Source organism: Shewanella gelidimarina, from assembly GCF_023283945.1.
Classification (GTDB): domain Bacteria; phylum Pseudomonadota; class Gammaproteobacteria; order Enterobacterales; family Shewanellaceae; genus Shewanella; species Shewanella gelidimarina.
This window is the reverse complement of record NZ_JAKIKW010000014.1, coordinates 101,475-115,070: the sequence shown is the minus strand read 5'-3', so window position 1 is coordinate 115,070 and position 13,596 is coordinate 101,475. Positions and strand designations below refer to the sequence as shown.

Below are 13,596 nucleotides of genomic sequence, written 5' to 3'. Positions count from 1 at the left end.
TTTGTCGAATCCGCTATGCTTTGGTATAATATTTCCCCGTCCTCGTGCTTTCTTACAAGCACATATTTCCAACTCATTTTTCTCAGGTTCAGAATGACTACAAGGTATATCTTCGTTACTGGTGGCGTTGTTTCATCACTAGGTAAAGGCATTGCAGCAGCATCTTTGGCTGCAATTTTAGAGGCCCGTGGCCTAAACGTAACCATTATGAAGCTGGATCCATACATTAACGTTGATCCAGGTACCATGAGTCCAACACAGCACGGTGAAGTGTTTGTGACTGAAGACGGCGCGGAAACAGATCTCGATTTAGGTCACTATGAGCGTTTCATTCGTACCAAAATGAATCGCCGTAATAACTTTACTACCGGTCGTATTTACGAAGAAGTATTGCGTAAAGAACGTCGTGGCGATTATTTGGGAGCCACTATTCAGGTTATCCCACATATCACCAATGCAATTAAAGAAAAGGTACTCGCCGGTGGCGAAGGTCACGATGTTGCCATCGTTGAGATTGGCGGCACGGTAGGTGATATTGAATCATTGCCTTTCCTTGAGTCTATTCGTCAACTGGGTGTTGAACTCGGTCGCGAAAGAACACTCTTTATGCACCTTACGTTAGTGCCGTTCTTAGGCGCTGCAGGCGAAGTTAAAACCAAGCCTACCCAGCATTCAGTTAAAGAGCTCCGTTCAATCGGTATCGCTCCTGATGTATTGGTTTGTCGTGGTGACCGTCCTGTACCTGCAAATGAGAAAGCGAAAATTTCGCTATTTTGTAATGTAGAAGAACGTGCCGTTATTTCACTTAAAGATGTTGATAGCATCTATAAGATCCCTGCTTTGCTTAAAGCACAAAATCTTGATCAACTGGTCACTAAGCGTTTTGGCATTGATTGCCCTGAAGCTGATTTGCACGAGTGGGAACACGTTATCTACCAAGAGGCGAACCCAACGGGCGAAATCGTTATTGGTATGGTCGGTAAGTATATTGAACTACCTGATGCCTATAAATCAGTTAACGAAGCGTTGAAGCACGCGGGTCTGTTTAATCGTGTATCGGTGCATATTAAGTACATTGATTCACAAAACGTTGAAGCCAAAGGCGACGAAGTCCTTAAAGGTCTTGACGGTATCTTGGTTCCTGGCGGATTCGGTGAACGTGGTATCGAAGGTAAGATCATGGCGGCTAAATACGCTCGTGAGAATAACTTACCTTACTTTGGTATCTGTTTAGGTATGCAAGTTGCGCTGATTGAGTTTGCACGTAATGTTGCGGGCCTTGAGGGTGCGCATTCAACTGAATTCAATAAAGAGACACCTCATCCTGTTGTTGGTTTGATCACTGAGTGGACAAACGAAGAAGGTCAGGTTGAAGAGCGCCATGAAACATCTGATCTAGGCGGTACTATGCGCTTAGGTGCGCAGTTATGTCATCTAGAAGAAGGCACTAAAGCGGCTGGAGCCTATAAAGAACTCAGTTGTGTTGAGCGTCATCGTCATCGTTATGAAGTGAACAACAACTACAAAGATCGTCTTGAAAATGCAGGTATGATTTTTAGTGGCCTTTCTTCAGATCGTCAATTGGTTGAAATGATTGAGCTACCAAATCACCCATGGTTTGTAGCGAGTCAATTCCACCCTGAATTTACATCGACACCTCGTGATGGTCAGCCATTATTTGAAGGGTTTATTGCAGCAGCTGCCGCGTATCAGAAACGCGATTTAGGCTAAACCAAAATATCAACCGCTTCCATGTAATGGGAGCGGTTTTTTTGTTTTTGGTGATGTGAGTTTAGATATTACAAATTCGTTTTACTTTTTACTTTAAATTTATCTTTCAAACTTAAATCGAGGGCATTATGGCTAAGATTATTAACATTATCGGTCGCGAAATCATGGATTCTCGCGGTAACCCAACTGTTGAAGCTGAAGTTCATTTAGAAGGCGGATTCATGGGCATGGCTGCAGCACCATCTGGCGCATCTACGGGTAGCCGTGAAGCACTAGAACTTCGTGATGGCGACAAGTCTCGCTACATGGGTAAAGGTGTATTAAAGGCAGTGGCAAACATTAACGGTCTTATTAAAGACGCGTTATTGGGCCAAGATGCAACGGCACAAGCGACAATCGATCAGATTATGATTGATGTCGATGGCACTGAGAACAAAGATAAGTTAGGCGCTAACGCGATCCTTGCTGTTTCTTTGGCTGCTGCAAAAGCAGCTGCTGCATTTAAAGGTATGCCTTTATATGCGCACATTGCTGAGCTGAACGGTACTCCAGGTCAGTACTCTATGCCTGTTCCTATGATGAACATCTTGAACGGTGGTGAGCACGCTGATAACAACGTTGATATCCAAGAGTTCATGGTTCAACCTGTTGGTGCTAAGAGCTTCCGTGAAGCATTACGCATGGGCGCAGAAATTTTCCATAGTCTAAAGAGCGTACTTAAGTCTAAAGGCTTAAACACTGCTGTTGGTGATGAAGGTGGTTTTGCTCCAAACCTTGCTTCTAACGCAGATGCACTTGCTATGATCAAGATTGCTGTTGAAAAAGCGGGTTACAAGCTAGGCACTGATGTCACGCTTGCACTTGACTGTGCTGCTTCTGAGTTCTACAAAGATGGTCAGTATAATCTTGCTGGCGAAGGCAAGGTTTTCACTGCAAACGGTTTCTCTGACTTCCTTAAGTCATTAACTGAGCAGTATCCAATTGCATCAATCGAAGATGGCTTAGATGAGTCTGATTGGGATGGTTGGGCTTACCAAACTCAAATCATGGGCGACAAGATTCAATTAGTGGGTGACGATTTATTCGTGACTAACACTAAAATCTTAAAGCGTGGTATCGACAACAATATCGCTAACTCAATTCTTATTAAGTTCAACCAAATTGGTTCACTTACTGAGACATTGGCTGCAATTCGCATGGCGAAAGAAGCGGGTTACACTGTTGTTATTTCACACCGTAGCGGCGAAACAGAAGATTCAACGATTGCTGATCTTGCTGTTGCGACTTCTGCTGGCCAAATTAAGACAGGTTCTCTATGTCGGAGTGACCGTGTTGCTAAATACAACCAATTACTGCGTATCGAAGAGCAACTTGGCGAAAAAGCACCTTATAACGGCTTAAGCGAGATTAAAGGCCAAGCATAATTTGCTAAAAATTTTGAAAAGGCCACCACTCGGTGGCCTTTTTTGTTGTACTATCTATTTACTATTCCCAGACTCTTTCTATTTAGCATCATGAAACGCCTTCTTCTTGCCTTAATAGTGTTACTTATCTTGCTGCAATATCGCCTTTGGTTAGGGGATAAAAGCCTTGCGGACTCTATTCACCTGCAAGAGCAGATTAAACTACAGCAAGAGAGCAATGCACAGTTGGTGGCTAGAAACCAAGTATTAAGAGAAGAAATCAATGATCTACGTAGCGGAACGGAAGCGCTTGAAGAGCGAGCCCGTAACGAATTAGGCATGGTTAAAGAGGGAGAGACATTCTTTCGAGTTGTTGGTGGTGACCGCCTCTCAAAACAGAATGATTGATGCTAGATATCAGCTGCTAAGTGGAATTCTCTAATGAGCCAATCAACTAAACAAATCATCGCTGTCGTGCCGGCCGCAGGGATAGGCAGCCGCATGGGTGCTGAGGTGCCAAAACAGTATTTAGCCCTTAACGAGCAAACGATCCTCGGACACACTTTGGATTGCTTGTTGAGTCATGCTGACATCTCAAGGGTGATCATTGCGCTTCATCCAGAAGATAAGTATTTTTCAGCGCTGCCTCAGGCGACACATCCCAAGTTGTTAACGGTTATAGGCGGCAGTGAGCGAGCTGACTCAGTGCTTGCTGCTCTACAACATGCAGATGAAGACAGTTGGGTGTTAGTACATGATGCGGCTCGGCCCTGTTTAAGTCATGAGGATATCGATAAACTCATAGCTTCAAGCCCGGTCTTTCCACAAGGGGCGATATTAGGCGCTCCAGTGCGTGACACCATGAAGCGCAGCAAGGATAATGGCGAAATATGTAATACAGTTTGTCGTGACAAACTTTGGCATGCCTTAACACCGCAGTATTTTCCTGTTAAGCCGTTAAGGGACAATCTAAAAACTGCATTGGCTGCAGGAGCACTTATCACTGACGAAGCGTCAGCTATGGAGTGGGCGGGCATTATGCCGGGTATTATTTGCGGCCGCGCTGACAATATAAAAGTGACCCATCCTGATGATCTGCAGCTGGCTTCGCTATTTCTTAAAAATCTAAGCAGCATAGGCTAACGCTTAAACGCTGGTTAGTGTCATTACTAGGAATTGAAATGAAAATTAGAATCGGCCATGGGTTCGATGTGCATAAATTTGGCGGCGAACCACCATTGATCTTAGGGGGCGTTGTTGTACCCTATGATGTTGGTCTTATTGCACACTCTGATGGTGATGTGGTGTTACATGCCATTTCTGATGCAATACTGGGTGCAATGGCATTGGGTGATATCGGTAAGCACTTTCCGGATACTGACGCCCAGTTTAAAGGCGCTGACAGCCGGGTCTTGCTGAGGCATTGTTATAAATTGGTGCAGGATCTAGGCTTTTCGTTATCAAATTTGGATGTGACCATTATTGCACAAGCCCCAAAGATGGCACCACATATAGATAGTATTCGTTGTTTGTTAGCTGCGGACCTGCAGTCTGATATTGCCGATATTAATGTTAAAGCGACGACGACAGAGAAGCTTGGTTTCACAGGCAGAAAAGAAGGTATTGCAGTTGAAGCTGTAGTGCTGATGGCAAAGATATAAAGAGATTATAGAGATATGAGCGAACTTCATTATTTACACGGTAAGCCCGCAGCTACGGCTGATCTAAGAACACATAATAGTGACTTCTTAGTACAAGAAATTCTGCCTTTTGTGCCAACGGGCGAGGGCGAGCACCACCTGCTACACATTCGCAAAGATGGCCTTAATACACTCGAAGTAGCAAAAATGCTCTCAAGCTTTGCTCATGTTCATCCAAAAGAGGTGACTTACGCAGGGCAAAAAGATAAACATGCAGTGACCGAACAATGGTTTGGTGTGCGTATCCCAGGTAAAGAAACCCCTAATTGGCAAGCACTTAACAGTGACAAAATCACAGTGATGACCGCTTCTCGCCATGGTAAAAAATTACGGATAGGGGCTTTGGCGGGAAACCGTTTCACCTTAGTACTGAGAAACGTCACCGAGATTGAAGATGTTGTCGCTCGGCTGGAAAAAATAACCCAAATAGGTGTACCCAATTATTTTGGTGAGCAACGTTTTGGCCATGAAGGCAAGAACCTTGTATTTGGTCGGCAGATGTTTGGCGGTCGTAATGTTAAAGACCGTAATAAACGCAGTATGTATCTTTCTGCTGTTCGCTCGAACGTGTTTAATGTGGCTACATCCGCGAGATTAGCCTTACATGGCATTGCGACGCTTAGCGGTGATTGTGTCATGCTGGCGGGTAGCAAGAGCTATTTCATTGCCGAGCAATGGGATGAGACCTTAACCGCACGTTTGGCTAAAAAAGATATCCAACTCTCGGCTCCTATGTGGGGACGTGGTTTGCCATTAGCTCAAGCTGACGCCGCTGAAGTGGAAGCAAACGCGCTTGAAGACTTAGCTATTGATCGTGATGGATTAGAACATGCGGGGCTAAGTCAGGAGCGTCGTGCTCTGCTACTTGAACCACAGCATTTACAGTATCAAATTGAAGAAGATACCATTACGCTTAAATTTGCTTTACCATCAGGCTCTTATGCTACTTCTGTCTTACGAGAACTGTTTGAGTATCAGGATGTGCAAGAGGTGGCTAGAAAACAAATGCTAGCGGCACAACAGGAACTCGTTGCAACAGAATGAAAATTTTAATTAGTAACGATGATGGTGTAAATGCCGAAGGTATCGTTGCTTTAACAAATGCGTTAAAGCAGATAGCAGAAACCTTAACTGTTGGCCCAGATCGTAACTGCTCTGGTGCGAGTAACTCGCTGACCTTGACGAATCCACTGCGGCTGAATAAGTTAGACAATGGTTATATCTCGGTGAGCGGCACTCCAACTGATTGCGTACACCTAGCGATAAGAGAGTTGTATCAAGATGAACCAGACATGGTTGTGTCGGGGATCAACGCTGGTGCAAATATGGGCGATGATACCCTCTATTCTGGCACTGTTGCGGCGGCAATGGAGGGCCGCTTCTTAGGCTTTCCAGCGATAGCCATTTCGCTTGTTGGCTCAGAGTTAAAACATTATGAAACAGCAGCTTATTTTGCGTTGAAGATTGTTAAAGGCTTACAGAAACAACCTATTGCACAAGATAAAATTTTGAATATCAATGTGCCTGATCTGCCTATTGCTGATGTTAAAGGCGTCAAGATCACCCGGTTGGGTGCAAGGCATCGGGCGGAAGGGATGATCAGGACGCAAGATCCCGCAGGCAAAGAGATATTTTGGTTAGGCCCGCCAGGCGATCAACAAGATGCAAGTGAAGGTACTGACTTTCATGCTGTTGCCAACGGCTATGTTTCTATAACGCCATTGACTGTCGACTTAACCGCTTTTGAGCAGTTAACGGCAATGACGACTTGGTTAGCAGCCGTAGAGTTGTAGACAAATAATTTTAATACTATTGGAACCGTTATTTATGAACCGGCTCGCGTCAACGTCAGCTTTGAATCTCGCAAAAAGTCTGTATGAAGCTGGCATCCGTCAAGAGTCAGTCTTAAAAGCGGTGGCTAATACGCCAAGAGAGCGTTTTTTAGATGCTGCGCTAGGGCATAAAGCCTATGAAAATACGGCACTGCCAATTGGTCAAGGACAGACGATATCACAACCTTATATTGTGGCCAGAATGACCGAGATTTTATTGCAAAGTAAACCGAAAAAGGTGTTAGAAATAGGCACTGGATCTGGTTATCAAGCGGCAATATTAGCCCAGTTAGTACCACAGCTATGTACTGTTGAACGGATTAAGAGCCTACAAATTCAAGCAAGACAACGTTTAAAAAAGCTTGATCTGCATAATATTGCTTTTAAATATGGGGACGGTTGGCAAGGCTGGCCGAGCAAAGGGCCTTATGATGCGATTATGGTCACCGCTGCTGCTGCGAGTGTGCCTAGCGCGTTAATTGAGCAGCTAGCAGAGGGTGGTGTGCTTGTTATCCCTGTAGGAGAAGCATCTCAGCAATTACTCAAAGTCACTCGTGTGGGTGATAAATGTGTGTCTGAGGCAATAGAGGTTGTGCGATTTGTGCCATTAGTGAGTGGTGAACTTGCTTAACTTTATTGTCTTCCTCGTAGTAGTCCTTGTCCTAAATTTTAAGTCATGGTCGCAGATTTGCGATTTGGGGTAGCCGAGTCATATGAAGTTTATTGCGTACTTCTGTATCATTTTTGCTTTTGCATTATCAGGTTGCAGCTTTCAAGCTGAGCGTCCCGCACCTGTAGAATCCTTGAACTCCCCGATAAAGCCGTCTTATGATAGAGGTTCGATTACCAGTAGCCGATATAAAGTTAAACAGGGCGATACCTTGTACTCTATCTCTTGGGGGGCAAATAAAGATTTTGCTGATGTCGCTAAGGTCAATAATCTGCGAAAGCCTTATACCATCTACCCTGGACAGGTATTGAGTTTTCGCTCTAAAAAACCTGTTACAAATACTAATACTGCCAAAAAAACGTCAAAAACAGCTGTTAAATCGACAGCAAAGAACACTAAAACTGTTAGTAAACAAAGTGTTAATCATAATTCCGTTGATAAAAAAACGACTAAAACAGCGTCAAAAAAACAGCTTGATCAAGTTGCAAAGCCTGCGTACTCTGTAACAAGCAGTCAACAAGATGTTAACCGAATTATCCACAAGCAAGAGTCAACGTTACCTAAAAAGGTAAGTCGGTGGTTCTGGCCAGTGAAAGGTAAGGTGATTGGAACTTTCTCAGCCAAAGAGCAGGGAAATAAAGGAATAAAGATCGCGGGTAATCGTGGTGATGCAATTAAAGCTGCTGCTAGTGGTAGAGTGGTTTATGCAGGAAGTGCACTACGAGGTTATGGTAATTTAGTTATTATAAAGCATAGTGACGATTATCTAAGTGCATATGCACATGCTGATAAGATCTTAGTAAAAGAAAAGCAAATTGTTAATGTTGGACAAACAGTTGCTGAAATGGGTAATACAGGCACTAATCGGGTCATGCTACATTTTGAGATCCGTTATCATGGGAAGTCAGTAAACCCACTTAAATATTTGCCTAAGCAATAGTTGATTAGGCTGCCAGTTTGGCAAATCGGAGGACAGTACAGTGCAGTAGTCAAATATGAAATTTGGGAGATATATTATGGGCAGAACAAATAATGCCGTCGTGGCAGAAAAATCTACGAATGCTTCTGTAAAAGGAATAACATCAGACGTCAATACAAAGGAAGTTAAAGAAGCAGAGTTGGAGCAACAAGTACAAGACGATTTACAAAAAAACCTCGATGCGACACAACTGTATCTAGGCGAAATAGGATTTTCCCCCCTTCTCAGCGCAGAAGAAGAGGTGTTTTTTTCACGCAAGTCACTTAAAGGCTGTGAAAAATCCCGCAACCGCATGATCGAAAGTAATCTCAGATTAGTCGTAAAAATTGCACGTCGATATAACAATCGCGGCTTAGCGCTGCTCGATCTTATTGAAGAAGGCAATTTGGGCTTAATCCGTGCCGTAGAGAAGTTCGATCCTGAACGTGGTTTCAGATTCTCAACTTATGCGACGTGGTGGATTAGACAAACAATCGAACGAGCAATTATGAATCAGACTCGTACGATTCGATTACCCATCCATGTTGTAAAAGAACTTAATGTTTACCTGCGTACTGCACGAGAGCTGGCTCAAAAATTAGACCATGAGCCTACCGCAGAAGAAATTGCAGATAAACTCGATCTATCAAGCAGCGATGTCAGTCGTATGCTCAAGTTAAACGAGCGCATCACCTCAGTTGATACCCCGTTGGGCGGCGAAAGTGATAAGGCGTTACTCGATGTATTAGCTGATGACGACAATGTTGGACCTGATTATAAGGTTCAAGATGAAGATATGTCTAAATCGGTAGTGAAGTGGTTAGGTGAACTCAATACCAAGCAAAGAGAAGTGCTAGCGCGCCGATTTGGTTTATTAGGCTATGAGCCATCAACACTTGAAAACGTCGGTAAAGAGATTGGCTTAACCCGTGAGCGTGTACGTCAAATTCAAGTTGAAGCATTAAAGCGTTTAAAAGATTTGTTAGGCGCCCAAGGTCTATCTGTTGAGGCTATTTTTAGAATTTAGCAACCGATAGATAAAGAAAAGGCGCCGCTGGCGCCTTTTTTGTTTCTATTGCTTAAAGCAAAGAGACTTATATTATTACAGTGATAACTTTTTTAAGTGATAAAGATAATCGAGGGCTTGCCTTGGTGTCAGTTCATCGGGATTGAGCTTTTCAAGTGCCTCAATCACAGCTGATGATGCTTGTGTTGGCAAACTGATGGCTTGTTGAGCCAAAATATGACCATTTTGCGATTGCTCCATTGCCTGATCGCGGCTTTCTAAATGGTGAAGCTTTTGTTTGGCAGCACTTATGACGCTGTTTGGCACACCTGCAAGTGCGGCAACCTGCAATCCGTAACTTCGACTGGCTGGGCCCTCTTGCACCGCATGCATAAACACGATTGAATCACCATGTTCAACGGCATCCAGATGCACATTTTCGACGTTATCCATCAGCTCCGGAAGCTGGGTTAACTCAAAGTAATGCGTTGCAAATAGCGTCATTGCGTTAAGGTTTTTGGCTAAATACTCTGCAGCCGACCATGCCAATGATAAGCCATCGTAGGTCGATGTACCGCGGCCAATCTCATCCATTAAGACCAGACTGTTTGGCGTTGCATTATGAAGGATATTCGCCGTTTCGGTCATCTCGACCATAAAAGTCGATCGTCCAGAAGCGAGATCGTCTGACGCGCCAATACGGGTAAATATTCTATCGACAGGGCCAATTACGGCATGCTCCGCAGGAACGTAACAACCAATATGTGCCATCAACGTGATTAAGGCTATCTGCCTCATATAGGTGGACTTACCCCCCATGTTTGGACCGGTAACAATCAGCATTTTACGTTGGTCATCTAGCGTTACTGGGTTCGCTATAAAGGGACTTTGACTTACTTGCTCGACAACAGGATGGCGACCTGCTTCTATATGTATTCCTGAAGCTTCTGATAGTTCTGGGCAGGCGTAGTTAAGTGTTTCAGCGCGTTCAGCAAAGTTACACAAGACATCCAATTCAGCCGCGGCTTTGGCAAACTCTTGCAGCTCATGTATTTTCGGCAATAGGAGGTCAAATAACTGTTCCCATAACTGTTTTTCTAATGCGAGTGCTTTACCTTGGCTTGAAAGGACTTTTTCTTCGTGTTCTTTCAGTTCCGCAATGATATAACGCTCTGTGTTTTTTAGCGTTTGACGGCGTTGATAACTCAAGGGCACCAGATCAGATTCGCGGCGACTGACCTCAATGTAATATCCATGCACTCGGTTGTAGCCGACCTTCAGGGTGGATATTCCCGTTTGTTCTTTTTCTCGTGCTTCTAACTGGGCAAGATAATCGGTCGCGCCAGCACTCAATACTCGCCATTCATCCAGCTCCGCATCATAGCCATCACGAATGACACCGCCATCGCGAATAAGCATCGGCGGATTGTCTACCACTGCATTTGACAGCAAGGCTAGTTCTTCAGGGAACTCGCCAATGACTTGAGACAGGTATTGAAGGTGAGGAACTGTTGTCGACTTAAGCGTTTGCTGTAGTTGCGGTAACAAGCCTAATGCTTGACGTAAGCGCGCAAAATCTCTTGGACGGGCATTGCGAAGGGCGATACGAGCTGTTATTCGCTCAACGTCACCTAACGCTTTTAAGTCTTCAGAAAGGGTAGCGTAATGCTCACTAGTGATTAACTCGGCAATAGACGATTGCCTGGCTTGAATCACTTGGTGATCACGCAGCGGTTGATGTAACCAGCGTTGCAGCATGCGGCTACCCATTGCGGTGACAGTATTATCTAATACTGATGCTAAGGTGTTAGTTTGTCCGCCCTGGAGATTTACCGTCAGCTCTAAGTTACGACGGGTTGCAGCATCAAGTATGATGCTATCAGCTTGGTTGAAACGTACAATTGAATTAATGTGCGGTAATGCCGTACGCTGAGTATCTTTGACGTACTGCATTAAGCAACCTGCAGCTTGCAGCGACAGCCTGGCATCTTCAATACCGAAACCATTGAGATCTTTAGTGCCAAATTGGTTTAGCAGTAAACGGTGGCATGTATCAAAGTCAAACTCCCATTCAGGTCGACGGCGAGTGCCATTCATCCCTGCAATAAGGCTCATTTGGGAAAAGTCTTCGCTATAAAGCAATTCTGCCGGATTAGTTCTTTGTAATTCAGCTTCCAGAGCCTCGGTATTCTTCAGCTCTGTGACCACAAAACGGCCGGATGCGATATCAAGAGTTGCGTAACCATATCCCGCTTTACCTTGATAGAGTGCGGCAAGTAAATTATCTTGCTTCTCTTGTAACAAGGCTTCATCAGTCAAAGTCCCAGGGGTGACGAGACGGACAACTTTGCGATCAACAGGCCCCTTTGAAGTGGCTGGATCGCCCACTTGCTCACATATTGCGACAGACACACGAAGTTGCACTAGCTTCGCTAAATACCCTTCAACAGCGTGGTAGGGTAGGCCAGCCATAGGGATCGGGTCGCCACCACTTTTTCCGCGTGCCGTTAATGAGATACCGAGCAACTCAGATGCGAGTTTGGCATCGTCGTAAAAAAGCTCATAGAAATCCCCCATGCGATAAAATAGCAACATCTCTGGATTTTCCGCTTTTAGCGTCAAATATTGACGCATCATCGGGGTGTGTTTTTCTAAGTTTTGCGGATCAATAGCAGTCATCGATTTGCTTTGCCTGTACTTTACTGCGGCGCGTAGTGGCCATTAAATATTTATGGTTGCCAATCTTAACAATTTTTTACTCATCTTAGTGGGGATTATTATGATGAAATACTGTTAATTAAGGGCGTTTTTTACGTATGAATGCTTATCCGTTTGATTTAATTGGTTTAATAAAAAAATCTCGTACAGTACTTGATACTGTATGATTGTACAGTATACTAGTTTCATATTGAGGCTCTAAAGTAGATATTAGAGTCATCATCAAAATGATAATACAGTGCTGAAACTGTGTTAGCACTGTGATTTTAAGGAAATAATAATGAAGATCGATCCAAATAAAGAGAAAGCGTTAAACGCCGTTTTAGGTCAAATTGAAAAGCAATTTGGTAAAGGTTCAATTATGAAGTTGGGCGAAAATCGTTCAATGGATGTTGAAACAATCTCTACTGGCTCTCTATCTTTGGATGTGGCGTTGGGTGCCGGTGGCCTGCCTATGGGGCGTATTTGCGAAATCTACGGTCCAGAATCATCAGGTAAAACAACACTAACGTTGGAAGTGATTGCTGCAGCACAAAGGCAGGGCAAGATTTGTGCATTTATCGATGCCGAGCATGCTTTGGACCCCATCTATGCAAAGAATCTAGGTGTTGATATTGATAATTTACTTTGCTCACAACCTGATACTGGTGAGCAAGCGTTAGAGATTTGTGATGCATTGAGTCGTTCTGGCGCAGTTGACGTTATTGTTGTTGACTCTGTGGCGGCATTAACGCCAAAAGCTGAAATCGAAGGCGAAATCGGTGACTCTCACATGGGCCTAGCGGCGCGTATGATGAGCCAAGCAATGCGTAAACTTGCAGGTAACCTTAAGCAATCAAACACTTTGCTTATCTTCATTAACCAAATTCGTATGAAAATTGGTGTCATGTTTGGTAACCCTGAAACCACGACTGGTGGTAACGCACTTAAGTTCTACGCTTCTGTTCGTTTAGATATTCGCCGTACTGGTGCGATCAAAGACCGCGATGAAGTTATTGGTAACGAAACGCGCGTTAAAGTGGTTAAGAACAAAATTGCTGCACCGTTTAAGCAAGCTGAATTCCAAATCCTTTATGGCAAAGGTATTAACAGTACTGGCGAGCTAGTTGACTTAGGCGTTATTCATAAGTTAATTGAAAAGTCAGGTGCTTGGTATGCATATAAAGGCAGTAAAATTGGTCAAGGCCGTGCAAACGCTGGTAAGTATTTAATTGAAAACCCAGAAGTGTCTGACGAAATTGAGGCTACTTTGCGTTCAATGTTATTAGGCAAAGGCGAAAAAGTAACAGCGGAAACTACTGACACTGCAGGTGACAATGTTGATTTAGAAACAGGCGAAGTTTTTTAGGCTGTTTTAAAATTAGTATGTTAAGTCACTTTTAAAGTTAGCTTTTTAAACGCGTTTTTAAATGCGTTTTCAAGCTAACTTTTTGCATTTTACTCCCTGTCAGTAATACATGTCGCCGTCGTATTTTTAGCGCGTCGCGATCATTCCCGCAAAAATATCCAGACGAAGCTAAAACTCCCTTAGTTTGGCGTGTTAGAAGTCGAAACGGTTCTTAATAGCTGTAAGTATAA

Annotated in this window: 12 protein-coding genes; 11 read left to right on the top strand and 1 reads right to left on the bottom strand. The window is 43.9% G+C overall.

Annotated features, from left to right (window positions below; genetic code table 11):
- The first annotated feature begins 93 nt into the window (after positions 1–93).
- The 10 genes from pyrG (at position 94) to rpoS (ending at position 9,321) form a co-directional block, all read left to right on the top strand.
- Positions 94–1,731, top strand: a complete 1,638-nt coding sequence (gene pyrG / locus L2729_RS13205) for a CTP synthase (RefSeq protein ID WP_101090604.1) — start codon at positions 94–96, stop codon at positions 1,729–1,731.
- Between the two features lie 128 nt (positions 1,732–1,859).
- Complete coding sequence (gene eno / locus L2729_RS13200; protein WP_101090605.1) at positions 1,860–3,155, top strand: phosphopyruvate hydratase; 1,296 nt, start codon at positions 1,860–1,862, stop codon at positions 3,153–3,155.
- Positions 3,156–3,245: 90 nt separating this feature from the next.
- Complete coding sequence (gene ftsB / locus L2729_RS13195) at positions 3,246–3,542, top strand: cell division protein FtsB (RefSeq protein WP_248988681.1); 297 nt, start codon at positions 3,246–3,248, stop codon at positions 3,540–3,542.
- A gap of 33 nt (positions 3,543–3,575) precedes the next feature.
- A complete protein-coding gene (gene ispD, locus L2729_RS13190; RefSeq protein WP_248988680.1) occupies positions 3,576–4,277 on the top strand; it encodes a 2-C-methyl-D-erythritol 4-phosphate cytidylyltransferase in 702 nt (233 codons plus the stop codon).
- Between the two features lie 38 nt (positions 4,278–4,315).
- Positions 4,316–4,795: a 2-C-methyl-D-erythritol 2,4-cyclodiphosphate synthase gene (gene ispF / locus L2729_RS13185; RefSeq protein ID WP_248988679.1), complete on the top strand. Its 480-nt coding sequence runs from the start codon at positions 4,316–4,318 to the stop codon at positions 4,793–4,795.
- A gap of 15 nt (positions 4,796–4,810) precedes the next feature.
- Positions 4,811–5,878 carry a tRNA pseudouridine(13) synthase TruD gene (gene truD / locus L2729_RS13180; RefSeq protein WP_248988678.1) on the top strand — a complete coding sequence of 356 codons (1,068 nt, stop codon included), beginning with the start codon at positions 4,811–4,813 and terminating at the stop codon, positions 5,876–5,878.
- Positions 5,875–6,627, top strand: a complete 753-nt coding sequence (surE, locus tag L2729_RS13175; protein WP_248988677.1) for a 5'/3'-nucleotidase SurE — start codon at positions 5,875–5,877, stop codon at positions 6,625–6,627. Before truD ends, surE begins: the two co-directional genes overlap by 4 nt.
- A 34-nt stretch (positions 6,628–6,661) precedes the next feature.
- Positions 6,662–7,297: a protein-L-isoaspartate(D-aspartate) O-methyltransferase gene (locus L2729_RS13170; protein WP_101090611.1), complete on the top strand. Its 636-nt coding sequence runs from the start codon at positions 6,662–6,664 to the stop codon at positions 7,295–7,297.
- 82 nt (positions 7,298–7,379) lie between these two features.
- On the top strand, positions 7,380–8,276 hold the full coding sequence (locus L2729_RS13165) for a peptidoglycan DD-metalloendopeptidase family protein (RefSeq protein ID WP_248988676.1): 897 nt from the start codon (positions 7,380–7,382) through the stop codon (positions 8,274–8,276).
- Positions 8,277–8,352: 76 nt separating this feature from the next.
- Positions 8,353–9,321, top strand: a complete 969-nt coding sequence (rpoS, locus tag L2729_RS13160) for an RNA polymerase sigma factor RpoS (RefSeq protein ID WP_248988675.1) — start codon at positions 8,353–8,355, stop codon at positions 9,319–9,321.
- Between the two features lie 75 nt (positions 9,322–9,396).
- On the opposite strand, the gene mutS is transcribed toward rpoS, so the two are convergent.
- On the bottom strand, positions 9,397–11,979 hold the full coding sequence (mutS, locus tag L2729_RS13155) for a DNA mismatch repair protein MutS (RefSeq protein ID WP_248988674.1): 2,583 nt from the start codon (positions 11,977–11,979) through the stop codon (positions 9,397–9,399).
- 319 nt (positions 11,980–12,298) lie between these two features.
- Between mutS and recA the strand changes: the two genes are divergently transcribed.
- Positions 12,299–13,366: a recombinase RecA gene (gene recA / locus L2729_RS13150; protein ID WP_101090615.1), complete on the top strand. Its 1,068-nt coding sequence runs from the start codon at positions 12,299–12,301 to the stop codon at positions 13,364–13,366.
- Positions 13,367–13,596: the final 230 nt, after the last annotated feature.

Excerpts from the sequence above, each read along its gene's own strand:
- rpoS (WP_248988675.1), top strand. The coding sequence starts at position 8,353 with ATGGGCAGAACAAATAATGCCGTCGTGGCAGAAAAATCTACGAATGCT.
- mutS (WP_248988674.1), bottom strand. The coding sequence starts at position 11,979 with ATGACTGCTATTGATCCGCAAAACTTAGAAAAACACACCCCGATGATG.
- ispF (WP_248988679.1), top strand. The coding sequence starts at position 4,316 with ATGAAAATTAGAATCGGCCATGGGTTCGATGTGCATAAATTTGGCGGC.
- truD (WP_248988678.1), top strand. The coding sequence starts at position 4,811 with ATGAGCGAACTTCATTATTTACACGGTAAGCCCGCAGCTACGGCTGAT.
- surE (WP_248988677.1), top strand. The coding sequence starts at position 5,875 with ATGAAAATTTTAATTAGTAACGATGATGGTGTAAATGCCGAAGGTATC.
- recA (WP_101090615.1), top strand. The coding sequence starts at position 12,299 with ATGAAGATCGATCCAAATAAAGAGAAAGCGTTAAACGCCGTTTTAGGT.
- ftsB (WP_248988681.1), top strand. The coding sequence starts at position 3,246 with ATGAAACGCCTTCTTCTTGCCTTAATAGTGTTACTTATCTTGCTGCAA.
- ispD (WP_248988680.1), top strand. The coding sequence starts at position 3,576 with ATGAGCCAATCAACTAAACAAATCATCGCTGTCGTGCCGGCCGCAGGG.
- L2729_RS13165 (WP_248988676.1), top strand. The coding sequence starts at position 7,380 with ATGAAGTTTATTGCGTACTTCTGTATCATTTTTGCTTTTGCATTATCA.
- pyrG (WP_101090604.1), top strand. The coding sequence starts at position 94 with ATGACTACAAGGTATATCTTCGTTACTGGTGGCGTTGTTTCATCACTA.
- eno (WP_101090605.1), top strand. The coding sequence starts at position 1,860 with ATGGCTAAGATTATTAACATTATCGGTCGCGAAATCATGGATTCTCGC.
- L2729_RS13170 (WP_101090611.1), top strand. The coding sequence starts at position 6,662 with ATGAACCGGCTCGCGTCAACGTCAGCTTTGAATCTCGCAAAAAGTCTG.